16 protein-coding genes are annotated in these 26,211 nt (G+C 24.7%); 12 read left to right on the top strand and 4 right to left on the bottom strand.

Features of this window, described 5'->3' with window-relative positions; translation table 4 throughout:
• From ACXX89_RS02510 to ACXX89_RS02495, 4 genes are all read left to right on the top strand, one after another.
• Positions 1-575: DUF4116 domain-containing protein (locus tag ACXX89_RS02510; protein WP_458557554.1), on the top strand; the 575-nt coding region annotated here is incomplete at its 5' end.
• Positions 576-582: 7 nt separating this feature from the next.
• Positions 583-2,097: a DUF4116 domain-containing protein gene (locus tag ACXX89_RS02505; protein WP_458557553.1), complete on the top strand. Its 1,515-nt coding sequence runs from the start codon at positions 583-585 to the stop codon at positions 2,095-2,097.
• A 1-nt stretch (position 2,098) separates the two neighbouring features.
• A complete protein-coding gene (locus ACXX89_RS02500) occupies positions 2,099-3,151 on the top strand; it encodes a DUF4116 domain-containing protein (RefSeq protein WP_458557552.1) in 1,053 nt (350 codons plus the stop codon).
• 3 nt (positions 3,152-3,154) lie between these two features.
• Positions 3,155-5,971 (top strand): DUF262 domain-containing protein, encoded by a 2,817-nt coding sequence (locus ACXX89_RS02495; protein ID WP_458557551.1) that lies wholly within the window; start codon positions 3,155-3,157, stop codon positions 5,969-5,971.
• Positions 5,972-5,997: 26 nt separating this feature from the next.
• On the opposite strand, the gene ACXX89_RS02490 is transcribed toward ACXX89_RS02495, so the two are convergent.
• Genes ACXX89_RS02490 through ACXX89_RS02480 form a run of 3 tightly spaced genes read right to left on the bottom strand, consistent with a single transcriptional unit; the run spans position 5,998 to position 9,131 of the window.
• A complete protein-coding gene (locus tag ACXX89_RS02490; protein WP_458557550.1) occupies positions 5,998-6,789 on the bottom strand; it encodes an MAGa3780 family membrane protein in 792 nt (263 codons plus the stop codon).
• 8 nt (positions 6,790-6,797) lie between these two features.
• Positions 6,798-7,490 (bottom strand): glycerol-3-phosphate 1-O-acyltransferase PlsY, encoded by a 693-nt coding sequence (gene plsY, locus ACXX89_RS02485; RefSeq protein WP_458557549.1) that lies wholly within the window; start codon positions 7,488-7,490, stop codon positions 6,798-6,800.
• A 12-nt stretch (positions 7,491-7,502) separates the two neighbouring features.
• Complete coding sequence (locus tag ACXX89_RS02480) at positions 7,503-9,131, bottom strand: potassium transporter TrkG (RefSeq protein WP_458557548.1); 1,629 nt, start codon at positions 9,129-9,131, stop codon at positions 7,503-7,505.
• 74 nt (positions 9,132-9,205) lie between these two features.
• Here ACXX89_RS02480 and ACXX89_RS02475 point away from each other — a divergent pair, with 74 nt between their 5' ends.
• Positions 9,206-9,883, top strand: coding sequence for a potassium channel family protein (locus tag ACXX89_RS02475; protein WP_458557547.1), 678 nt, complete (start codon positions 9,206-9,208; stop codon positions 9,881-9,883).
• Between the two features lie 65 nt (positions 9,884-9,948).
• Here ACXX89_RS02475 and ACXX89_RS02470 read toward each other — a convergent pair whose 3' ends face one another.
• Positions 9,949-10,767, bottom strand: a complete 819-nt coding sequence (locus tag ACXX89_RS02470; RefSeq protein ID WP_458557546.1) for a Cof-type HAD-IIB family hydrolase — start codon at positions 10,765-10,767, stop codon at positions 9,949-9,951.
• Positions 10,768-11,152: 385 nt separating this feature from the next.
• Here ACXX89_RS02470 and ACXX89_RS02465 point away from each other — a divergent pair, with 385 nt between their 5' ends.
• The 7 genes from ACXX89_RS02465 to ACXX89_RS02435 are packed head-to-tail and all read left to right on the top strand — an operon-like array spanning position 11,153 to position 26,089.
• On the top strand, positions 11,153-16,522 hold the full coding sequence (locus tag ACXX89_RS02465; RefSeq protein WP_458557545.1) for a PDxFFG protein: 5,370 nt from the start codon (positions 11,153-11,155) through the stop codon (positions 16,520-16,522).
• 12 nt (positions 16,523-16,534) lie between these two features.
• Positions 16,535-19,588, top strand: a complete 3,054-nt coding sequence (locus ACXX89_RS02460) for an ABC transporter substrate-binding protein (RefSeq protein WP_458557544.1) — start codon at positions 16,535-16,537, stop codon at positions 19,586-19,588.
• A 3-nt stretch (positions 19,589-19,591) separates the two neighbouring features.
• Positions 19,592-20,647 carry an ABC transporter permease gene (locus tag ACXX89_RS02455; RefSeq protein ID WP_436359181.1) on the top strand — a complete coding sequence of 352 codons (1,056 nt, stop codon included), beginning with the start codon at positions 19,592-19,594 and terminating at the stop codon, positions 20,645-20,647.
• A gap of 1 nt (position 20,648) precedes the next feature.
• Positions 20,649-21,677, top strand: a complete 1,029-nt coding sequence (locus ACXX89_RS02450; protein WP_458557543.1) for an ABC transporter permease — start codon at positions 20,649-20,651, stop codon at positions 21,675-21,677.
• Between the two features lie 10 nt (positions 21,678-21,687).
• Entirely contained in the window at positions 21,688-22,911 is a 1,224-nt protein-coding gene (locus tag ACXX89_RS02445; RefSeq protein WP_458557542.1) for an ABC transporter ATP-binding protein, read from the top strand.
• Complete coding sequence (locus tag ACXX89_RS02440) at positions 22,889-24,229, top strand: ABC transporter ATP-binding protein (protein ID WP_458557541.1); 1,341 nt, start codon at positions 22,889-22,891, stop codon at positions 24,227-24,229. The genes ACXX89_RS02445 and ACXX89_RS02440 overlap by 23 nt, the downstream gene beginning before the upstream one ends.
• Before the next feature lie 3 nt (positions 24,230-24,232).
• Positions 24,233-26,089, top strand: coding sequence for a hypothetical protein (locus ACXX89_RS02435; protein ID WP_458557540.1), 1,857 nt, complete (start codon positions 24,233-24,235; stop codon positions 26,087-26,089).
• Positions 26,090-26,211: the final 122 nt, after the last annotated feature.

The following is a 26,211-nucleotide window of genomic DNA, read 5'->3' as shown; positions in this document are numbered from 1 at the left end:
AAGCTGTTACACAAGATGGTAATGCATTACAATATGCTTCTGATAACTTAAAAAACGATAAAGAAGTTGTTTTAGAAGCTGTTACACAAGATGGTAATGCATTACAATATGCTTCTGATAACTTAAAAAATAATAAAAAATTTGTTTTAGAAGTTGTTAAAACATCTCGTTCATCATTAGAATATGCTTCTAACACATTAAAAAAAGACAAAGAAGTAGTTTTAGAAGCTGTTAAAAAAGATGGTTTAGCATTACAACATGCTTCTAAAGATTTAAAAAATGATAAAGAAATAGTTATAGAAGCACTAAAAGAAAATAATGTTTCTTTTGAATATGTTTCTTATAACTTAAAAAATGATAAAGAAGTTATTTTAATAGCTATTCAAAAACTAGAAGAAAATTTTGAATTAATTTCAAGTGAATTAAAAAAGGATAAAGAATTTGTTTTACAAGCATTAGAAGTAAATCCTTATATTTTTGCTTTTATACCAGCAGAATTAAAAAATGATTTAGAAATTAAAGAATTATTTAAACAAAAAATGAAAAATCTTGTATTAAATGCTTGAGAAAAATAATAAAAATATGGAAAATATAGATTTTAGAAAAGAAAAAGAAAGATTAAAAGAATTAGGTTTGAAATTAGAAAATGAAGGTGCTTTAACTGATGAAGAATTTGTTTTTAATGTCTTAACTAATGAAAAAATAGAATACAGTGAAAAAGGGTTATATTTTTCGTTTTTATCAGACAAAGCAAAAGAAAATAAAAATTTCATAAATAAATTAATTAAGAAAACAAAAAATTTTTGATTTTTATTTTATACTTCAAATAAACTAAAAAATGATGAAGAATTTGTTTTAAATTTAGTTAAATCAAGTTATGAATACAATTCTAATTACCTTAAAAACCAGAAAAAAGTTATTTTAGAAGCAGTTAAAGAAAAAAGTGGTTATTTATTACAATTTATTTTAGGTGATTTAAAAAATAACAAAGAAGTTAGTAGGAATTTAAAATATGCTTGTGATAACTTCAAAAACGATAAAGAAGTTGTTTTAGAGGTTGTTAAACAAATTGGTTATGCGTTACAATATGCTTCAGAAGAATTAAAAAATGATAAAGAAATTGTCTTAGAAGCAATTAAACAAGATGGTTATGCATTAAAATATACTTCAGAAGAATTAAAAAATGATAAAGAAGTTGTCTTAGAAGCAGTTAAACAAATTGGTTATGCATTAAAATATGCTTCAGATAATTTAAAAAACGATAAAGAATTTATTTTAGAAGCGGTTAAAGAATCTGGTATTTCATTAGAATTTGCTTCAGATAACTTCAAAAATGACAAAGAAATAGTTTTAGAAGCAATTAAAGAATCTGCTTGAGCATTACAATATGCTTCAAGTGAACTAAAAAATGATAGAGAAATAGTTTTAGAAGCAGTTAAAAACGTTGGTAAAAGTTTTCAATATACCTCACATAATTTAAAGAATAATAGAGAATTTATTTTAAAAATAGTTAAAACATCAGGTCTTGCATTAAAATTTGCTAATAATTTTAATAATGATAAAGAAGTAGTGCTAGAAGCGATTAAACAAGATGCTCAGGCATTAAAATATGCTTGTGATAACTTCAAAAACGATAAAGAAGTAGTGCTAGAAGCAATTAAACAAGATGCTCACGCATTAAAATATGCTTGTGATAACTTTAAAAACGATAGAGAAGTTGTTTTAGAAGCTGTTAAAAAAGATGGTCTTGCGTTAAAATATGCTTCTAAAGAATTGAAAGATAATAAAGAAGTTGTTTTAGAAGCTACTAAAGACTATTGAAAAGCTTTTGAATATGCTTCAGAAGAATTGAAAAAAGAATTAAAAAATAATAAAGAATTAGTTATTTTACCTTCTATTAAATATCATGAAAGAAATTTTGAATCAATTCCTAATGAACTAAAAACTAACAAAGAATTTGTTTTACAAGCATTAGAATTAAATCCTTATATTTTCCCTTTTATACCTGTAGAGTTAAAAAATGATCTAGAAATTAAAGAATTAATTAAACAAAAATTGCAAAGTATTTCACTAAATACTTGTAAAAAAAAGGACTAATATGAATAATATAGATTTTAAAAAAGAAAAAGAAAGATTAAAAAAATTAGGTATACAGTTAAAAAAAGAAAATGCTTTAACTGATAAAGAATTTGTTTTAGAAGCAATTAAAACTAATTCCTTTTATTTTTCTTTATTATCTTCTGATATAAAAGACAATGAAGAATTCATTTTATCATCACTAGATGAATATATGGAAGCAATCTTTCTCTTTATTTCAGATAGATTAAAAAATAATAAAGAGTTTATTTTAAATTTATTAAAAAAAGATGTTTTATCTATTGAATTAATTCCAAATCATTTTAAAAACAATAAAGAAGTAATGCTGCAAGCAGTAAAACTAAATGGAATTAATTTATATGCTGCTTCACAAGAAATTAAGCATGATAAAGAAATAATTTTAGAAGCTATTAAAAATAACGAACAAGCATTTAAATATATACCTTATTGTTTGAGAAACGATAAAGAATTTATGCTTGAATTAGTTTCAAAATATGGTTATCATGCCTTACAATATACTTCAGATAACTTAAAAAATAATAAAGTATTTATTTTAGAAGAAGTAAAAAAACATTGATTAAATATTAAATATGCCTCAGATAAACTCAAAAATGATAAAGAAGTAATACTAGAAGCTATTAACAATAATTGATTTGCTCTTGAATATGCTTCAGATGAGTTAAAAAATGATGAAGATATTATCAATGCAGCTATTGATAATGGAATGAAATATTTAAATCTTGCTTCAAAAAGAATAAGAAATAATAAACAAATAATTAAAAAAGCAATTACAGACAAATTCTGAATTGAACTTGAAAATAAAAACATACTTGAAGTATTATCTAAATTTTATGAATATGCAACCATTATTTATTTTCTAGATTCAGAATTGATACATAATAAAGATTTTATGTTAGAACTAATTACATTAAATCCATTAATTTTTAACTTTGTTTTGCCTCAATTTAAAAATGATGAACATTTTATAAAAGAAGTAAAAAAGATTTGCTCAAAAAGAAAAGATTTATTAACGATTCTATTTGGAGATAATTAAAATATGGAAGACAATAAAATTGAATTATTAACGAAATGATCTCTTAATGGTGGAACAAAAACTTTACTAAAAGAGCTTTATTTATTTTTTAAAAGACTATGAGAATGACAAGTTACAGAAGAAGATATTTTAGTTACTGAAAAAATAAAAATAGATAAAGAAAACTCAAAAATAAAATTTTATATTGAAAGAATTCCAGATAAACAACTTATAATAGAAAAAATAAAAAATAAAAACTCTAATGATAAAAATGTTTATTGAGATAATAGATTTCAAAGATATAAAATTCCATTAATTGCTTTAAAAATGATTGAATTAGAACAACAAGAAAAAAATGTTTCAAAATATAAAATTAATCCTGAATTATTAAAATCAATTCAAGAAAAAGAATTTAAAAATTATATTAATGATTTAATTGCTAAAAATAATAAACTAAGAGAAGGAGATAAAATTTCTTTAAGATTTTGAAAAACCATTATTGAAGAGCAAAATAATAAAGGAACTACAATTTTAAAAGACTTTTTAGAACAATTAAAATCTGATGATTCTATAATAAAATCAAATACAAGTGAAAAAATCGAAAAGACAGTTCAAGAAATTGATTGAATAAAAATTAATCCATTAGATGAAAAATATTGAAAATTTTTAAATTCTAAAGAGAATAAACCTAAAGATATAGAATTTAAAGAAATAAATAAAAAAGGAATCATTTCAAATTTTATTAATATAAAAGAATATTTATCATATTATTCAAAACGAAAAATAAGAATACCTATTTTTCAAAGGGATTATTCTTGAGATAAAGACAATATAATAGCACTATTAGAAATGATTTATAAGAGTAATAATTCAGATAATACAGATAAACCAGAGTTTATCAAAATCTTCTTAAATAATATAATATTAACTAGAGATGATGATGATTGTTTAAATATAATTGATGGTCAACAAAGAAGTATAACTTTTTTCTTAATTTTAATTGCTTTTGCTAAGTTATATTCATATAAAGCAGCTAAATTAGAAAACTCAGATGATGCTAATAAAATAAATCTTTCTTTTTTAAATTTTTCAGATGAAAGTGAAGAAAATCAAAACAATTCACTTTCTGTTTTAGCAAAAATATTAGTAAAATGAACAAAAGATGAAAATAATCATATAAAAAATGCCTTTAGTTGAATTTGTGAATGAATTGAAGATAAATATAAAAATAAAGAAATAAAAGAAATTAAAAAAGTAATTAATTTTTTCCTAACTAAAATAGCATTAAATTTAACACAAATAAAACTTTCAGATTTTTTTGAAACAAGCAATATATTTAAAAATATCAATTTATACACAAAACCTTTAGAGATTTTAGATATTTTCAAAAATGATTTATATTTAAAGTTAGAACCAAAAGAAAAAGAAGAAGATAAATTTGTTGAAGATAGTATAAAAATATATGAAAATACTTGAAATTTATATTTTAGATATGAAAATAAAAAAGAAAATAAAACTATAAAAGAATTATTAGAAAAATTTCTATATTCTTTAAAAGTGTTTTATAAAATAAAATATAAACAAGAAAAAAATTCAAATAGTTTAGTTTATCAAGAAAAAATCTTTTCTGACATTTTAGATAAAATTTTAGAAAATAAAAAAAGTAATGAAAATTATTCTGAACTATTGTTGGAAATTTTATTAAAAGACTTTATCATATTTGAATTTATTATAAATAAAAAATTAGATATAGATATAAAAAAAACAGAAAATAAAAAAATATATATAGATACAATAAAAACAAACTTGCAAAATAACTCTGTTTCAAATGATAATATAAGATATACTAATTTTTTAGATCAATTAAAAGATAGTTTAAAAAATTTAAATTTTATTAGAGAACAAATAAGACATATAACAAGAAAATCAACTAAAGATATTTTTGTTTATCCTATATTCGTTATAATTAAATCTCTAAAAATATTCGATGGTAATACAGAAAATTTAAAATTAGCTAGTCAATTATTATATGAACTTGAAAAGTTATCATTAAACTGAACTTGATTCTGTTTTGATAAACATTGAGGAAGAAAATATTTAATTGAATTTGCAGAAAAAATTTTAGAAATATTAGAAAATCAAGATACATCAAAAGAAAACAAAATAGAAAAATTTAAAAACGTTTTAAAAGAATTAAATCAACAACTGCAATTTTCAGATTTTTCTTCAAAATGAACAAGTATTATAAAAAATAACGAAAAAAATAACGAAAAAAATAATGAAATGGAAAAAGAATTTGAAAAAAGAGGTTGAATAGAAAATAACACTGAAAAATTTATAATTTTAAGAAGAATAATGGCACATTTTTCTAATGGATTAAAAAACACTTACAATAGTGATGCTAACGAAAATAATTTTATTAATTATGATGATGATTATTCTTATGAACACGCAATACCTCAATCTCTTTTAAAAGATAACGAAAATAATAATGATATAAATAAAAATATACAACAGCTTGGTAATGGAATTTTACTAACAAAAAAGGAAAACTCTTCTTTACAAAATAATTTACAAAAAAAAGAAAAAATAGCAATTAATGACTTTAGAATAAGTGATTCAAATTATAGTTTTAAAGGTTATTCAATCACCGATAAAAATAATAAAGAAGAAACAACACTACTATGACCAGGTAAGGATATTTATTTAACTTTTTTAAATAAACCAAATGAAACTCAAGAAATTATTGAAGAACGAACCAAACAAATATTTAAAATTTATTTTGATATATTCAATGAAGAAAGTGATAATAAAGAAATAGAAAACTCACTAGATTGGTAGTGAGTTTTTCTTTATTTAATTTTCAATTAGTTATTAGTTTTATAACTTTTATCTTTTATTTTTCTTTTTAAATCCTTTAAATAGCAATTATTTTTGTTGTATGCTATTCTGTATACTGCTTTTCAAAATAAACCTAAAGTCATTGGAATGAATAAAGCAATAATAAACATTAATATATCTAAAAATATTACTACTGCAATATTTCCGCCTTTATAAAAGAAAGGTTTAGTGAAATTTAAGAAAGTATATATAACTACTCCATCATTATATTCTTTTGCATAATATGCATATGAAGCAAAATATAAGATAAAAGCAAATAAGAAGTAACCAAAAACATATAATGAAGTATGGAATAAAAGTTTATTGTCAATAGTTAATGATTTTCTTATTAAAAATAAAGCAATAAAACCAAGAATTGGATTAATTAAATGGGTAATTAATGAAACAATGCTTCCATATACATTAGTTCAATCATTAGTATAGGAAATTAGTGCTCAGTAAATTATAAAAGTAATGGTAATTAAAGTTGTTGCTGCAAATAATCATCTTTTAATTTTAGTACTTTTTCTATTTGCTGCTAAAAGAATTAAAACTACTCCTAATAAGAAATTACTTTGATATGTAAAGTAAATTAAAGAACTTGCATTTTTAAAAATTACTTGCATTTTTATTGCTTTTCCTACCTGTGCAACTGATGGACTAAATTTTGCCATTTCAATAATTAAAAAAATTGTTGAAGTTAATAGAATAAAAAGTCCCATTATTAAAAAAGGTAAACTTTTTGAACTAATTATATTTTTTAAATAATGTTTTTTCATCATTCTCCTTATTTTTTAAATTTGAATTTATTTTCATTTTTATTAATAAGTCTTTTAATATTAGACTTATGTGAATAAATAACAAAGATGTGGGAAATCAAGATTATTAATGGATTTATTCAATATAAATCTGGATGTACTTTTCAGTTAAATCAAGATAACTGTCCAAGGGCAAATCAAGGAATAAAAGATAAACCTATTAAGACCAGTGGAACAAAAATTGAACCTACTGAAATATATCTTGTAAAGTATACAACTGTTATAAAAATCACTACTCCAATTGCAACAATTACTAAATTATAACCAAAGAATAAACCAAGTAAGCTTGCTGCTCCTTTTCCACCTTTAAATTTAAAAAAGATTGGTCATATATGACCAATAATCACTCCTAAACCCGCTATTTGCGGAATTAAGTATTTAAGTGATGTATCATAAATTGGTGAATTTTGAATTTGTGAATGAATTATTCAAGCAATTATGACTGTTATATAAGCTTTGAATATGTCAAAAATAAAGATTGGAAGTGCTATTTTAGCTCCATAAACTCTTAAGGCGTTTGTAGAACCTGCATTTTTAGAACCTCTATCGCGAATATCTTCTTTTCTTTTTGTCCTGCTAAAAATAATCGAAATGTTCACAGAACCAATTATATAACCGATAATTAAAGCAATAAAATTAGTTATGATAATGTTAAATGTCATTATACCTCCTTGTTATCCAATTGTAACATCTTCTTCAATATATTCATATTTTGAAAACTTGTGATTGTGACTTCCTCAAATCAAAATTGTGGAAGATATTCCAAGTTGCCCTACAAACATAATGAATATTAAAGCAATTTTACTAATGGAATTTAAATGACTTGTAATTCCTGTAGACAATCCTGTTGTTCCAAAAGCTGAAGTGATTTCAAAAAGAACATTAATAACTCCATATGTTCTTCCTGAACTTTCACTTACAGCAGTACTTATGGTCGTGTTGTCTCATGGAATTTTACCACCAAATGTATTAAATGATGTTGTTAAAAATAAAAAAACTATTAAATTAAGCAAAATTGAAATAATTAATACCACAGAAGATTGATTTACAGTTTCATCTTTTATTTTTCTTTTAAACATATGAGTGGAATTTTTCCCACGCATTTTGGAAATTAAATTTAATAAAATAATTGCAAGTGTTGTTGAACGAATTCCCCCACCTGTTGAAGAAGGTGCAGCTCCAATAAACATCAAGATAGAAAGAATTCCAAGTGATGTATCAGTTAAATTATAAAGATCAAATGTAGCATATCCTGCGCTTCTTGTAGAAAAAGAAGTAAAGATAATTGCAAAGACTTTATCAAAGTGTGTTCCATAACTATAACCTATTGTACTTGTTTTACCTCAATAAGTAGGATCGGATTGACTAAGATTTCAAAAACTAGATTGATCTTTGCTTAGAAGTTCAAAACAAAGCACGAGTGCAACCCCAATAATTGCAACAGCAAAATAAGTTACTAACGAAATTTTTGAAAATAAAGAGAATTTGTGTCTTTTTCTTTTGGTAATAAGACAATAAAAGTATTTATAAAAATCATAAACAACTGGATAACCAATTCCACCAATAATAAATAATAGTAGTAATCATACTTGTAAAAGATGATTGCTATAATAAGGCGCAAGTGAGTTATCACCAATAATATCAAATCCTGCGTTATTTAAAGCGGTTATAGAGTGAAATATCGCAAATCTTAAAGATAAATTAAAGTTATGATAAGGATTATTGAATTCTGTATCTATAGCAAAATCGCCTTTGCTATAGTAAAAAAGAAAAGTTAATCCAAAGGAAGAAATTACTAAAACAGTAAACATTATTGTTACAGAAACTAAAATTACCTTTTTAATATCTCCCATATTATTAGAACTTCTTTCTAAAGCTAGCACATCTCTTGAAAATATCCCTAGCTTGAGTCCAAAAATATAATTAAAGATATAGACTTTAATAGCAAAAACCCCAATTCCCCCTATTAAAATCAAAATTGCAATTACAGCTTGCCCAAACATCGTTCACGTGCTATGAGTTGCTTTAGTTACAAGTCCTGTATCACTAAAAGCGGATGCTGAAGTAAATAAAGCATCTACATAGGAAACAGAACCTGGTTCTGTTTGCGAAACGTTTCAATACAATAATAATGAACCAGTAATGGTTATTATTATGTAAATAAGAAATAAGTATCTAATTTTTCCAACTTTTTTGTTGAATTTAGATCTTAAATTCCCAAGAGCATTTCACAAATGGATTCATTTAAATTTATTCAATTTCTTTGTTTTTTTTGAAAAAATTCTTTTATTGTTTCTTTTCATATTATTTTATTTTATAATAATAATTACAAAAATAGTAAAATTATTTTAATTTAAAATCACATTTAAGGAGAAAAATGAGAAAAAATAACGGAATTTGTGTAATTGGTGCTGGAAGATTTGGTCAATCTGTTATCACACAACTTTCAAAATTAAATAAAGAAGTTATTGCAATTGATAGAGAAGAAAGAAATTTAATTTCCATAAAAGATTACACTGTAGCTAACTATGTTGCTGATGCAGCTGATTTAAAAGCTTTAGAAGCTCTTGGAGTTGGAAACATCGATACAGTCATTGTGGCTTTATCAGAAAATATTGAAATAATTGCAGCACTTTTAGAACTAAAAGTGAAAAATATTATTGCAAGAGCTAATAGTCATAGACATGCTCGTGTTCTACAAAAAATCGGTATTCAAATGATTATTAGACCAGAAGAAGAAGCGGGAGTTAGAACAGCTTTATTTGCTACAAATAAAAGTTTTATCAAATATACTAATGACTTGCAAGAATTAGGGGATGGATATGTTGTTGGTTCTGCTGTTTTAACTGCTGATAGCTACCATGGTTTAACTTTAAAGAAAACTAATTTCACTGCATTAAACGTAATTGCAGTTATGGTTAAAAGAAAAAATAATTCTTATTTACCGGATGGAAATTTTAAATTATTAAAAGAAGATTTAATTACTTTTATTGGTAAAATTGATGATGTCACAAGAGTTTTTGAAATGATTTCAAGTCAGGAAGAAAATAAATAATTCTTAGTAATAAAAAAACCGTTTATCTGCTTAAAATAGGCATAAACGGTTTTTAATCCAAAAAATTAAGAGTTTGAATTATTTTTGGATTTAACTCTATCCATATAATCTCTAAGTGCTAATCCTACTCCATTTTGCATACAAGTTGCTGTGTAAAATTTAGCTTTTTCTCTTGTTTGATCAGTTCCATTTTCCATTGCATAGGAAAAATCACTAATTTCTAACATTGACCAGTCATTAGGGCTATCTCCGATTGTCATTGCATTTTTAACATCTTCATCATAGAGATTTTGACTAAATCATTTAGCTGCATTACCTTTGGAAGAACCAAAATTTGTGATTTCTAAATGATTTTTTCTCATAAATACAACATTAATAGGTAAGTTTTTGATTTCATTATAGATTACTAAAATGTCATTTTCATTTCCAAAAACTTCAATTTTAACAATATTTTTTTCACTTTGAGAACTATTAATAACTCGATCTCTTGAATATAAAGAATAATCATAACTATAGTTATATTCTTCTTTAGAATTAAAACTAAAATAGTTTTTATCGTTTCAAAAATTTACTTGTGCATTATATTTTTTTGCTAAATTGAAAATTTTTTCTTGTATTTCAATAGGAAAAGGATTTAAATAAATATATTTTTTTTCTTTGTTGTCAAAGATTCCTGCTCCATTTGAAGTAATTAAATATCTTATTGATAATTCATCTGCAAGATTTTGATGTCTTTCAAAAGCTGGATTTCCTGTTGAAATAACAAATTCTCCCCCGTTTTTAATAAATTTTAAAATATCATCTTTAGTTTCAGATGAAACTTTAAAGTCTCTTCCATAGATGGTTCCATCTACGTCTGAATAACAAATCATTTTCTTTATCATACTTTTCAATTATATACTTTTTATGCTTTTAAAATTCAAGATAGATAAACTTTTTTATTTTTTTAAATTATTAATTATTTTCCTTTCATAAGAAATTTTGCCAAAAACTTGGAAAATTGTAAAAAAAGTGTATAATTTAACATATTAATATAAAAGAAAGGAATTTATCATGAATAAACGTTCATTAAAAACTATTGCGATGAAAAAAGTATTTTTTGGCAAAAAAAATACTAATGTTTATTTATTTGGTTAATTTCTGTAAAAATATTATTAATGAATTTATATACATAATTTTAAATTAAATATTAATAAAATCTTTATTAGAAATTAGGGTTCTGATTTTTAATAAAGATTTTATTTTTTTAGAAAAAGAAAGAGAGAAAAAATGTTAAAAAAGAAATTGAGTTTAACTGCTAAAGTTTTAATTTCTGCTGGAATTATTATAGGAGGTTCATCAGCTGCAATTGGTGGTGTGTTTCTGCACAGTTATCTTTCAGATGAAGTAAATGGATCTAATTCTAATTTAAGTAAAGAAGATTTAAAAAATGATTATTCAAAAATTTATGATGAAAATAGGAATTTAAAACCTATTTTAGCAATCAAAGATCCTTTAAAGAAAAAAGACGTTGCATTTTTAAATGAAAACGGAACAGAATTTTGATTTAAAGAAAATCCAAAAGAAAAATACGATTTTGATACATTTTTTAAAAAATACTATCAAAAATATGAAGAAAGCTTTATTTTAGAAGTTAAATATGGTTCATTTAGTTTTTATGATGAATACGTTTTAGCAGTGCAACCAGAGCAGTTTATTGAATTTACAAAATGATTCTTTAAAAATGTATCTTGAGGACCTGATTTAGTTACTCTTGAAAGTTTTAGATTAGTTCCGGGAGTAGAACAAAATGGTAATGCTATTACTTTAGGTTCCCATACTACTTTAAATAAAGAAGTTAGTGAAATTAAATTTTTCCCTGATGCATTTTTCGGTTCAATGCCTTTATATTCAGAACTTTCAGGTTCAGGAAATGCTTCTGATTCTCTAACTTATTTAGCATTTAGAAATCTTGAAAATAAAAAGACAGTTGATACTTTTTTACAAAGCATACCTTTAGCAAGTGCTATTAAAAATTCAATTGCTCATAATGCTAACGATAACGCCTTTCTCTCTTTAAATATTCCTTCTAAATTAAAAGATAAAGAGTTTTTAGCGTATATAAATCGTGAAGAAGGTGAAAACGGAAGAGGAACCTTACTTTTTGATAAAGATATTAGTGAACAGCAATTTAAAGAATTACTTAAAAAACATTCTTTAGAAAAGGAAAATATTTCTTTTTCAGCTCTTGAAAAAGTTCAAATATTAACTATTTCTTCTGAATTAAATGATAGTAATCCAATTTTAGCTTTAGGTTTAAAAGTGCTAAATTCATCTAAAAATGAAGTTGTAAACTTTAGAATGTCAGAAGGAGAAATTAGCAATAAATGACTTTTAACTTATGAATTATTAAAAGAAACTATTGATTCTCAAATTGTACACTTTTTAGATTTTTATGACGTAAAAGCATATGAAAATAAAAAATTTTATAAATTTACAAATGCAGGAAAAACATTTTTCTATAAAAATAAAATAGAAGCATTAAATAAGAATGATGCACTTAAAAACTATGCTTCTTTAAGTGATGAAATTAAAAGTAACTTAAAAGAATATACAGTTAAAAAATTAGAAGTTATTGATGGAAAATTACACATTACTTTAAGTAATAATAACCAAGATGAAACTCTAATTTATGAATCTAAAAATATGTCAGATGCTGCTCATGAACAATTTATTGAATTTAAAGAAGCAATTGGTTATCAAGGTTCAATTAATCCTATTACCATTTCATACGGTCCAGAAAATTTAGGAATAAAAGATGAAAATGGTAAAGAATTAAAAGGAATGGATTCAAGAAATTACCAAGTTTATTATGAAACTTATAATGGATTAATTGAAAAAGTAACTAAAAAATATCCACACTTATTAAAAAGACAATTTGGACCACATATACAGAAAAAACTGAGTGAAAAAGGATATTATGAATATTCTCTTACTGATGGAGAATATTACGGATTACAACACACTGATAGAATCGGTTTACCTTTAGTTTTAGGCGCTACTATTGAAAACTTTAAAGGTATTTCCATTGACTTTTTAAAATACGTAACAGCCCATGAATACGGACACCACTTTACTTTAGAGCAAAATCAAGCTTTAAATAATAATGAAAATGCTTTAATTGTTGGTGGATTATCAACAAGAGGTGGAATTAACATTTCTTCATACTATTCATACAAAGGTTTAGAAAATTACTTACTTGCAAGAACTAATTTATCTATAGAAAGAGTAAATGCATTAGGAAAACCTTCTGCAAAAGGTGAATATGTAAGATTTAAATATTTACAAAAAGATGGTGTAGAACATTTAGAAACTGATGATGAAATTTGAGGAGATGCAAATCCAAAAGCAAGTATTTTTGAAGTAGCAAAAAATACCAAAAGAAGATTTTTACAAACTTTTGAAGGTCTTATGGAAGCTGCTAAAGAAAGAAAAGTTGATCTTAAAGATTTATTTTTAGCTAATTCCTTTGATGAAAATTCAGGAACTTTAAACCCATTTATTACAGGAAACACCAAAGCATTTGCTAAAAAAGAAACTGATGTTAATGGAACTAAAAAACAAGTATATAAATTAGAAGAAATTTCTCTAAAAAATATTCTTAGCGAACTTAAAGATGGTAAAGGGAAAAAACTTTCAGAAATAGTAACTTTAAATGCTGCAGAAACTGATTTTACTTTAGAAGTTGTTAAATTAGAAGAAGTGAAAGAAAACAATCAAACTATCACTTATGCAAGAGAAATTAAAATGTTTAACAATGATGGTTCTCCTGTTATTAATGTTCCTTTAAACGAACCACTTGATAAAGCTACATTAGACTTTATAACAGCAAAAACACAGGAAATTAAAACAGCGATTGAAAATGCAGTAATTAGAAGATTCTCTCAAAGTGGATGAAATGATTTAAGTTCTTCACTTGGTGGAGTTGTTTCTCCAAATCTTAGAAATGTTTTAAATGCATATGATACTGATAATATTGCAAATAACATTATTAACAGAAGTGCAAATGATGAACTAAATCCTGAATACAACTTAGTAACAGCTGAAAATAACCCAAGAAAAGCAAAAGAATACTTTGCTTTAAATAGTTCAGATTCACTTGCAAACCAAATTAAAGACACTTTAAAAGGAGCAAAAGCTTTTGTTGATTTAATTAATTCAAATCGTGGTTATGAAGGACAATTAACCAATGTTTTAAGTTTTGTTACTAAAAATGGAGACAATTATTCCGGTGATGTTCGTTTCACTTTCCCGAATGTAGCAAGAGCAGAATCAAGATTTTTAACAAGTGTTTATACAAGTAATATTGAATCTAACTTAAAAAACACTCTTGAACGATTTGAACTTAATCTTGAAGGAAAATTACAAGTTAATCCTTTAATGGTTTTTGCAAGAGAAGGAACAAGAATTTTAGGTTCAACCAATATATTACAAAGTGCTGATTTTGTCTTTATAAACGATCAAAATAAAGTATCAGATCACGTTGCTATCAATGATGCTTTTACTAAAAATAATGATGCTGAATTAGCTAAATTAATAACAAAAATCGGATTTAATACTAAAGATAACATTTTCGATGACAAAAGAAACGGAATTTCCCTTTATGAAGCATTCAATTCTTCATTAGAAAAACTAAATATTTCTACAACTGCAACTGAATATAATACTGTTGTATTTAATAACTTTAAAAACTTCTTTGAATTTGCTTCATTAGATTATTCCAAAGCAACTTTAGTTTCTGTAACTAAAGATGTTGCAACAGGCAAAGAAAGTGCAGTATTTAACTGAAATATTGATTATGTTAAAGCTAAATTTGATCTCAATAAATTTAAAGAAGAATTACTAAAAAGTTCTGCTGAAAGTGCTAAAACAAAAGAAATGATTCAAAATGGTGATGATCAAGTAATTGCTAATGAAATGATGTTTAGATTTAGAAAAAGTCATTACTTTTTAGCAATTAAAGACTTTAATCCACTAACTGAATTAGAACAAAATAAAGCTATTTTTTCAGAAAAATACGGAATTTCCTTTTTAAGTTCTTCATTTAAAACGGGTCTTGTTTATGATTTAAGTAAATATTCAAAAGATGAACAATATATAAAATATGATGCAAATAAATTGCAAACAATTTTAAAAGAATACGTTACTAAAATTTTAGGTAAACAAGAAAATATTGATCAAATATTAGCTAATGTTAATTCTCAAGATTTATATTTACTTGTAGGAAATATTATAACTTGAAATAACAATGGGCTAATCAATCAAATAACTTTAGGTGATGTCATCTTTAATGAATTCAATAGCGGGCAACCAAGTTCTGATGTTCTTAACTATAATCTTTCCAGAGTTGAAGCATCTATTGGTGATAAATTTACAGATTATATTTACAACATTGCTGAAACTTTAACAAGAGATTATGTACAAACAACTTATGTTCCAAGTTTTAAAGATTTTGGTAATCTACCTGGATATTTAAGTAATTTAAATGAAGCAACTACTGGTTTAGACTATATTGTCGATGCAACTAAATTAAAAATTTGAAATGACAGAAAAAATAATTTTAACAACTCTTCTTCAAGTATTACTCAAGCTGGGAGATCATTAAAATTCGAAGAATATTTACCAAAAACAAAAGATACTTATGTTGAAATTTCAAATCAAATAGACAAATTAAAAGATTTAGCTAAATCTTTTGTAGAGCAAATTTTACTAATAGCAACAACTTACACAGGCGATAAAGAAGAAGAAGGTAAAAAATTAATAGAAAAATTAAGAGAACAAATTAACAAAATTAATGAGCAAAATAGTGACTTAACAAATAAAAGATTCAAAAAAGTTATTGACATTAAAAACAAAGTTTATGGGTCATACATTTCTAGAACTACCTTCTCACCAAGAAATGAAGATAGAACTTCTTCTTATTTTGGAAGATTCATTACAAGAAATAATGGATATTTCAAAGATACAGTTGAAAAAGAAAAAATTGGTTTAGAGTTATATGATGAAAATAGAAACGAAATAGTGGATGATTCAATCAGATTAAAAGACTTTGATGGAAATAAAATTAATACAAGAGCAAAAGCATTCTTTGTCTCTCAAATTTTAAACTACGGAGTAGGAAGTAGAAACATTTCAGGATTATTTAGAAATAAAGAAAAAGATGCTGTTGTTCTTTATGGTTTTGTAAAAAATAAAAAAGCAAATAAAATCAAAAAAATTAGATTTACTGATGTTATTACAAAAGAAGTTAAATATCTAGATGTTAATTTTAAAGATACAAATAATTTATTTTATTTATCAAAACAAGGTGATGAAAGTTCCAAAGTTACTTTATCAGACTTAGGTTACTCTTCATGAGTTTCAGACTATGCAATTATGGCTAAATATCGTGATACCTTACTAAAACCAAAACACAAATACTTTGTGGAATTTGTTGATGAAAATAACGAATTTGTGGAAGAATTATCACTTGGGGATTTAGAAGTAATTTCTGAAAATGGAAAAACAGATACACAATCTTCAATAAAAATTTATAAAGATAAAACAAAAGAAAATAAAGCAATAATAGATATTGACTTCCAGTTCAATATAACAGGATAATAAAGGAGAAATATGAGAAAAAAATTTAAGAAGAACCTATTAATTTCTGGTTGAGTTTTATCATCAACTTTAAGTTTATCTATTATTTCTTGTTCAACAAATAATGAAAATCAACATTCTTCAACAGTAAGTAAGAAAAATTACGACTTTGGTTTAGCAACTGAACCAATTAACAACTTAAACTACATTAGATATAAATCAATGGACAAAATTTTACCTGCTTTAATTGATCCTTTTGTTAAATCAGGACCTACTTCTAGTTTGAAGTCAATTATTCGTGTTAATGATTTTAATATGGTTATGATTGATACAAGTAACACTAAAGATGCTAATGGTAATGATTCTAATAATTTCAATGATTTCTTTAAAAATAAAGGAGAATTAGAGCAAACTGATGGTTATGGAAGAGTTACTGGATCATTTTTAAGATTAGCTGATTTTGGGTTTGTTGGTGGTCTTGGTAAAGGATCTTTAGGTGATTTAAGAAGAGGTGCATCAATTTATGGTTTTAGAAGTCCTAAAAACTCAAATAACTATTTCGCTTTTACAGGATCTTTAAACAATAAACAAAATTTATGAAGTAATAAGGATGTTATAAATGCTCAAGATTTAAGAGACTATCTAGAATATATTTTAGACTTAAACACCGGTTCACAAAGACTGGATCAAGTTAAAAAATATGGTTTTAGAAGTGCTGAAAGATTTATTAATGCTCAAAAAGACTATTTACAAAAGTTTAATGAGAATTATAAAAATCCTTGAGGTCGTAGAAAATACATTTTAAATGATAAAAAAGAGTGAATTCAAGATCCAAATCAAAAAGTTTGAGAATCTCAAATCAAAAACGAAAATGGCGAACCTTTAGATACAAAAGAAATTGAAGAAATTAAAGCAGCAGCTCTTGATTTTGGATTTTACACAGGTCAATTATTTTTAGATTATACTAACGAAGAAATTGAAAAAAACTTAGAACACAATCCTTCTTTCTTTATTCCAAATAAAGATAAAAAAGATAATCAAACTTTTAAAATTTTAGTAGATGCAAATGCAACTAAAGAAGCAGATAAGTTTAAAACAGTGACTTTAGTAGCGAATCCTTTTGTTAATCCTTATCAAGAATTTTCACTTTCAGATAACAAAATAAAAACTAAATATAATCAAATTGCAAATAGTGAAAACAGTTTTACAGCAATTTTTGATGAAAATAAAACTCCAAACTTAAGTTATTTACTTCAAAATATTTTTATGAACTTATATCCAGCAAATAGAAAATATATTGAAACTGTTGCTGGTGGAATTGATAAATTTGGTTCAGATACTAAAAAATTCCTAACAAGCGGACCTTTTAATATGAATAAAGATGATATTATTTTAGGACCACAAGGACAAATAGTTTTAGAAAAAAATAAAGACTATTATGATGCTAAAAATACCATTACTAATAAAATAAAAATTTATTTTTCAACTGATAGAAATACTAATGCAACCTTTTTTGAAGATGGTTATGTTTCACAAACCTACATTCCAGCTTCTAAAATTAATAAGTATTGATCAAATGAAGAATATAAACAATATTTAAATAAAAATCAAGGTTATGGAACAATTGCTTTTGGATTTAACTTAGATAATGAAACAAATGCATCTAGTTACATTCAAGATCAAGATTTAAGAAATGCAATTTATTATGCTGTAAATAGAGAAGATGCAATTAAATTTGTTGGATGAGATTTCTCTTTCCCAGTAAATACTTGAACTTCATATGGACAATACAGAACTTTTGATGGAAAAAACATTGAAACTTACTTTAGTGATTTAAATTCAAAAGCTAAAAATCAAAAAGAATTTAACCTTTTAAATTATGACTTTTTAGTGCATTTATCAAAAGGTTATACCTTTGAAAAAACTGTTAGAGGCGATCTTGCGTATGACGTTAATACAGCAAAATACTATATTGAACGTTTCAAAGCAAAACATCCAAATCTACAAAAAGTGTACTTAACATTTTTAAATAACTCATCAGATGAACAGAAAAAAGCAGGTTTATTTTTAAAAGAATCTTTAAACAAAGCATTCAATGGTTATGTAGATTTAGAAATTAAAAGTCTTCCTGAAAACACCTTCGCTTCCTTTATAGAAGAAGGTAAATATGACATAATTTATCAAAATTATGACAAAATCGGTGGAAGTGGTGCTCAAGATTATGTTTCTGTCTTCTTCTTTACTGATGAAATTGATTCTATATCACAAAAAAATATTGCTTTCAAAGACAATCCAGTTGGTTCATATACTTATGCAGAATACATAGCTGATTTAGTATTAGAAAAATCCGATTATAAAGGAAATAACAGGGAAAAAATTACACAAGCTTTAAATGTATATCTTCAAAAAATTCAACAATATATTAATAATAACATTAGTGAAGAATTTAATAAACTAAACAATAAAGATTCCATTAGCAATTTAGAAATTTCTAGTTTTAGTAATAAATATGCAGAACAAGTTGCTAAAGAGTTAGAAAAATCAGAACATAAAAGTGTTTATAATGTTAAATTTACTAAAAATGCATTAGAATATTTTTTAACTAGAAACCAAAACATTAAATATGGAAGATTAAAAAGAATGTACATTAATTTAATTACTAATGAAATGACAGTTGAACAAATAGCTAAGTTAACTAACGATACAAAAACTAGACTTGCTTTTAATCAAAGTATTGATATTTCTAAAGTTAAATTTGATTTTTGAAACAAATTTATAGAACTTGCTTTACAAACAAATACAGAAAATAGAAGCACTTATTCAGATAGAATTGCTGCATTCTTTTCAGGAAACTTTACAACCGATGAACTACATCAAGGATGAACACAAGAATATGTTTATGTTTTCATAGGAGAATTAGAAAAAATAATAAGAGATGGTGCTTTTGTAGTTCCGCTAATGGAAGTTGATACTAACTGAGAAATTACCAAAATTGCAGGAGTTAGTTCACTATACACCTTTGCTTTACAATATGCTTATGACTATACTAATCCACCAATTGCTGGATTACCAAGAAAGAGAGACTAAAATATGGAATTTATAAAGAAAAAAGAAAATAATAAAACCGTTTATTATGATAATAATTTAGTTTATTTTACTCACAGTAGAAATAAAAAACTAACATTAAAAGATAAACTTTTAGCAATGGATTCTCCCTTTTTAAAAACTTTATGAAGATTTTTAAAAATCATATTAGAGTTTTTTATCATTGGTTTAATAGTTATAACAATCACTTTCTTTTTAATAAACGCCGTTCCTGGTTCTAATACTTTAACAGCAGGACTTGATGAATCAGCAAGAAAAACTGTTGAAATTAAATATGGACTCAATTTACCAATTTGACAAAGATATTTCAACTATTTAGGTGGAATTTTTAAAGGTGATTTTGGAATTTCATTATCGCTTTTCCCAGGTCAAGAAATAAATTCCTTTATTTGAGAAAGATTCTATAAATCCTTTTTAGTCGGTATTTTCTCAGTATTTCTAACTGTTTCTATTGGTATTTCTATAGGAATTTGAGTTGGAAAAAATCCAGGAGGAATTTTAGATAATGTTTCAACCATATTAGTAAGTATTTTCTCTTCTGTTCCTTCAATTATCTTTGCATTAATTTTAGTATTTTTAGGAAGACTAGTTCATTTACCTTACATCTTTGATCACAAAGATTTATTAACATACGTCTTACCAGGACTTGCATTATCGCTAGGAAGTATTATTGTATATATTAAATACATAAGAACTGAACTTAATAGAGAATTAAATTCAGTGCATGCAAAATTTGCTTATTTAAAAGGGTTATCTAAAAGTCGTTTTGTGTGAAAACACGCACTAAAACCTTCTTTATTCCCAATTGCAACATTCTTCCCTGCTGTTATTTTCGGTTCATTTATTGGAAGTGTGTTTATTGAGCAAATCTTCTTTATTTCTGGTTCTGGAGCAACTTTACTACAAGCCATTCAAACTAAAGATTATAATGTTATTTTATTCTTGATTATTATTTTCTCTTTCTTAACAATTATTTCTTATGCTACTCGTGATATTTTATACGAAGTAATTGATCCAAGAATAAGAAGAAAGGGAGCGTAGAATGTCGTTTTTTAGTAAAATTAAACAAAAAATCAATAATAAAAATAATAAAGCAAAAGAAATGGATCAAATTGATAGAGAATCATTAAAAATGGCTCCTAATCCAGTTTTAAAACCATTTGAATATCAAGCTTGAAAACTTATTGGAAAAGCTTTTGAATATCACACAGATTCACAATTAAAACCACAAACTAAAAAATTTAAAGAATTTGTTTATCGTTATTCTAACAACTCATCTGGAGTTTTAGGATTTATGATTATTTTTATCTTAATTATCTTAGCTCTTATTTTACCTTTTACCACATTAGATCCTAATTTTAGTGATGTTAATAATAGATCATTAACCTTTAATCAAACAGATTCAGAAGGAATTTACCACTTTTTTGGAACAGATAATCTTGGAAGAGATTACTGAGCAAGATTGTGACATGGTTTAAGATATTCTTTATTATTAGCTCTTGTTGTAACTTTTATTGAAGTTATAATAGGATTAACTTTTGGAATAATGATGGGACAATTTGATAAGTTTGATAAATTTCTAACTTTTGTAATTAAGATTTTATCTGTTGTTCCAACAATCTTAATCTTAATTTTAATTACTATTGTTGCTAAACCTACTTTCTGAGTTATTGCGCTTTCACTTTCTTTAACTTCATGAACAGGAATGGCAAACCAAATTAGAGCTCAAGTAAAAAGAGCAAAAAACTTTGAATGAGTTTCAGCTTCTAAAGTTTTAGGAACTCCTACTTATAAAATATTATTAAATTATATACCGGTGATTTTACCAATTTTAATTACACAACTTGTATTTACAATTCCTGGAGTTGTTTTATCAGAAACTTCATTATCATTTATTGGTCTTGCTATTGAAGATATTCCAACACTTGGAAACTTGATATCTGATGGTCAAAAAGATTTCCCAAATTATTTAAGATATGTTTTTGTACCTTCAACGTTTTTAATTTTAATTACCACAAGTGTGCAATTAATCGGTTCAAGTATTCAAGACTCTTTAAGAAGACAAAGATAGGAAAAACAGTATGCAAAAGAATTTAAAAATACTTCGTTCAAGATTAAAAAGAAAGAAAAATAAACTTAAAAGAAAAGTAAAATTATTCTTTCAAAACAAGAAAAATAAGAGTCAATTTGATTTTAATAAAATCTCTAAAAATGTAAAATATCAATCTTTTAAAGATGGTAAACAACTTAAAATTGCTGCTGAAATTAATAATATTCACCTATCATTTTTAAACCCAGCAAGACCTGGAGAAAAAAATAAGGTTTTAAGAGGAACTTCACTAAAAATTTATGAAGGAAAAGTTCATGCAATCATTGGTGAATCTGGTTCTGGTAAATCAGTAATCACATCGTTATTATATGGATTACCAGGAAATAATGCTGTTATTGATTCAGGCGAAATTAAACTTTATAACAACAATGTTGAAAAATTCTCTCTTAAAGATTGAGAAAAATCTCACTTTAGAGGCAGAATTGTTTCAGCTGTATTTCAAAACCCAATGTCTACTTTAAATCCAACTATGAAAGTTGGAGCACAAATTATGGAAGGTATGCTTTTAAATAAAATTGTTAAAAACAAAAAAGAAGCTTACCAAAGAGCTGTGGAATTCTTAAAATTAACCAAAATTAACGATCCAGAAGCGGTTATGAAATTATATCCACACGAAATGTCGGGTGGAATGGTGCAAAGAGTGGTAATTGCTGCTATTGTTGCACTTGAACCTAAAATTTTAGTAATGGATGAACCAACAACCGCACTGGATCCAACAGTACAAGCATTAGTACTTGATGTTATCAAAAACTTACAAGAAAAACTAAAATTAGCAATTGTCTTTATAACTCACGATTTAGGTGTTGTTGCTTCTATTGCTGATTATATTTCTATTATGTATGCAGGTCAAATCATTGAAGAAGGACTTGCAACAGAAATTCTTAAATACCCACAACACCCTTATACATGAGGATTAATTCTCAGTATGCCTGATTTAAATAAAGGAGAAAGACTTGCTACTATTCGTGGAAGTGTTCCTTCTAATTTAAATAATATTAAAGGAGATGCTTTTGCAATTAGAAATGATTATGCTTTAGCAAGAGACTTTGAAATAGAACCTGATTTTTACTTTGTGTCAGAAACTCATAGAGTTAAATCAGCACTTTTAGACAAAAATGCTCCAAAATACAATCCACCAAAAACTATTTTAAAAATATGAAAGGATTTTTTAAATGAAAACAAACAACAATCATAGTGAATCAATGTATACAATTAAGAAAAACCCTTTTGTAAAATCTAAAGTAGTTAGAAAGAATTTAAAAGGATTAGAAGATATGTTATCTCCAAAACACAACGAAGAAATCCTTTTAAAAATGCGTAATGTTGACATTACTTATGGAAGTGGTTATAAAGCATTTCGTGCTGTTTCTGATATAAATTTAAACATTTATAAAGGTGAAGTACTTGGACTTGTTGGTGAATCTGGTTCTGGTAAAAGTACCATTGGAAAATCTTTAGTAGGTCTTGTTCCTTATTCTTTTGGACAAATTACTTTATTAGATAAAGTTTTACCTAAAAAAATGCAAAAAGGATTGAAAGTAGGTAAAGCTTTAAAAAACTATAAAGAAATAGAAAACTTTTTAGTTAATAAAGTACAAATGATCTTTCAAGATCCAGCTAATTCCTTAAATCCCCACGTCACTGTTGAAAAAGTAGTCTCAGAAGGATTAATCAATGCTAAAAACGCTAAAGAAATTTACTTACTTAACTTCGATCAAGATGTTAAAAAAGAAATTTATGCTTTATTAAAATCTAAGAATTCTGCTTCACTAAAAGAATATTTACTTTTTGAAAAAGAATTAGATTTAAACATTTTAGAAAATTCATCTTTAGCTTTTGATTTTCTCTATAACCAATTAGCTACTAAATTAAATAACAATAATGATCTTGAAGTTTTAGAAAAACTTAATTTTTATAAAACAGAAAGAGAAGAGAAAAACAAAATTTCAGAAAAAGATGCAAGAAGTGAACTTGTTAAAGAAATTTTAAAATCAGTAGGACTTGATGACTCTGTTTTACCAAGATACCCATTAGAGTTTAGTGGTGGACAACAACAAAGAATTGGAATTTCAAGAGCTGTAGTTTTACGACCACAATTACTTGTAGCAGATGAACCAATTTCTGCTTTAGACGTTTCGATTCAAGCACAAGTTGTTAATATCTTTAACGACTTAAAAGATAAATATAATTTAACCATTCTTTTCATTGCTCATGATTTAAGAATGGTAGAGTATATCTCTGACCGTATTGCTGTAATGAATAAAGGTAGAATTCTTGAAATTGGTAAAACCGAAGAAATAATGAATAAATCATTACACCCTTATACCAAAAGTTTATTAGATGCTGTTCCTTCAATTGAAGGTAAAAAAGGAAGTCTAATAGGATATGTATATGATATTAATATGCATAATTATTCTGAAACTAATCAACCAGAATGAATTAAAATAAATGACGATCACTATGTTCTTGGAACAGAAGAAGAGATCGAAAATTGAAAAAAAGGAATATATTAAAATATGAAACAACAACAAAATAAAAAGAAGAAATTACTTTTATTAAGTGCTCTAACAACCATTTCTTCTTTACCTGTTCTTTCTTTTTTATCATGTAATGTTGAAAAAAAAGAACCAGTAAAAGAAAATGAAGAACTATCTAATAAGAAAAATGAAGAAAAGTTAAAATTAGATATTTTATCAGAAGAAGATAAATTAAAATTTACTAAAAAAATAGAAGATTCAAAAACAATTGATGAATTAAATGAAATTTCAAATGAAATTCAAAATAAAATTTCTGAAATCACAGAAGAATTTTATAAAAATCTAAGAACTGATATTGATGAAAAAATTTCTGACATTATAAAGAAAAATGAATTAACAATCAATTCTTTATCCAATAAAGATAATTATTCAAAATTAAAAGAAATTGAAAAAGAAATTAAAGAATACTTGCAAGGTTTAAAATCAGAAATAGAAACAAAATGAATATCCATTTTAAGTGAACAAGAACAAAAAACTAAAAAAGAAGAATTAACTTCTTTAACAAATGAAGAAAAAATAATAGATTTCAGAACAAAACTAATTGCTACAATTGATAAAGAAAACGAAAATACTAAATATCCAGAAAAAAAATCAGAATTTACTAATAAAATTAATTCTTTTAAATTAGAAAAAAGAAAAACTAAATGAAAAGAAGATTTAACTAAAATTAAAAAATATTCAGAAACTTTTGATTTTGAAATTTTATTAAATGAAGAATATGAAAAAGATTTATTAGAATTTAAAGAAAGAAATGAAATTTTATTTAGTTTATTTTTAGATTTTTTACAAAATGATTCAGATAAAGATATCTATAAAGCAAAAATTTCTAATTCTTCAACAGGCGAAGAAATATCTAAAGTAATAGAACAAATTAAATCTTCATTAACAAAAACAGATGAAGCAGTTATTAATAAATTTAAAGAATTAGTTTCTACTTGAATTGAAACAATAGATAAAGAATCTATTAAAAAAACATTAAAAACAGAAAAAGAAAAAGCTACAACTTTTGAAAAATTAGATTTACTCTTAAATAAAGTTATTGAAGAATATCAAATAGAGTTAATTAGTGTAAAAAATACAGTTAATTCTAGATTAAAAACATTAAATAGATATGATTCTGAAAAATCAAAAGAATTTGAAACAGAATCTCAAAAAATAGCAAAAGATAAAAAACAATTAAGTGTTCTGGCTCAAAATATCTTAATTGAATTTAAAAAATATAAACCATATATTGAATTACAAAAATATTCTAACGAAGAAGAAAGTAGCAAATTTCCCGATAAAAAAGAAATTAAAGAATTATTTTACTATAGTGCCAAAAAATATCCAAATGGTTTCTTTTCAATATCTCCAAGACCATCTACTAAAGTCACAACTTCTACAGAATTCAAAAAAGGCGAGTACAAAGTAGAAACATATAGAACTGGAAAAATAAAAGAATATATTAATTCTGGATTACCAGTTATGGATAGAACTTATACATTAACTAGTGAAGATAAAGCAATAAAAAATAAAATTTTTGAATTAAAAAGTAAAATATTAGATGAATTTTATACATTAAATTCTAATTTTTTAGGTTCAAAAGAATACTTTTTAAAAACAGATATATCCATTGGATTGAAGGTAAAAATTTCAAGATTACTTTATACAATAGATAAATCATTAATTGATGGATATTTTTATTCAGAAGTTTATGAAGCTTTAAGTGGAGAAACATTAGATGGTGAAGTTCTTAAGAAATCAAAAGATAGAAAAGCTGAATTAGAAAAAAATATTCCTGCTGATTTATCAGAATTAAAATCAGAATACGAAGGTACTAAAAAACTAAATCCTTAATAAAAGATAATCGCATTCAATGCGATTATTTTATTTAATTTAATAATTAAACATAAAATTACTATCACTTGAGAACAGGACATTATTCAAAATTTATTAAAATTTGAAAGACCTGACAAGTA

Source organism: Mycoplasma sp. 1012, from assembly GCF_054343455.1.
Note: the sequence above shows the minus strand (reverse complement) of the source record. Positions and strands in the feature narration are given on the sequence as shown.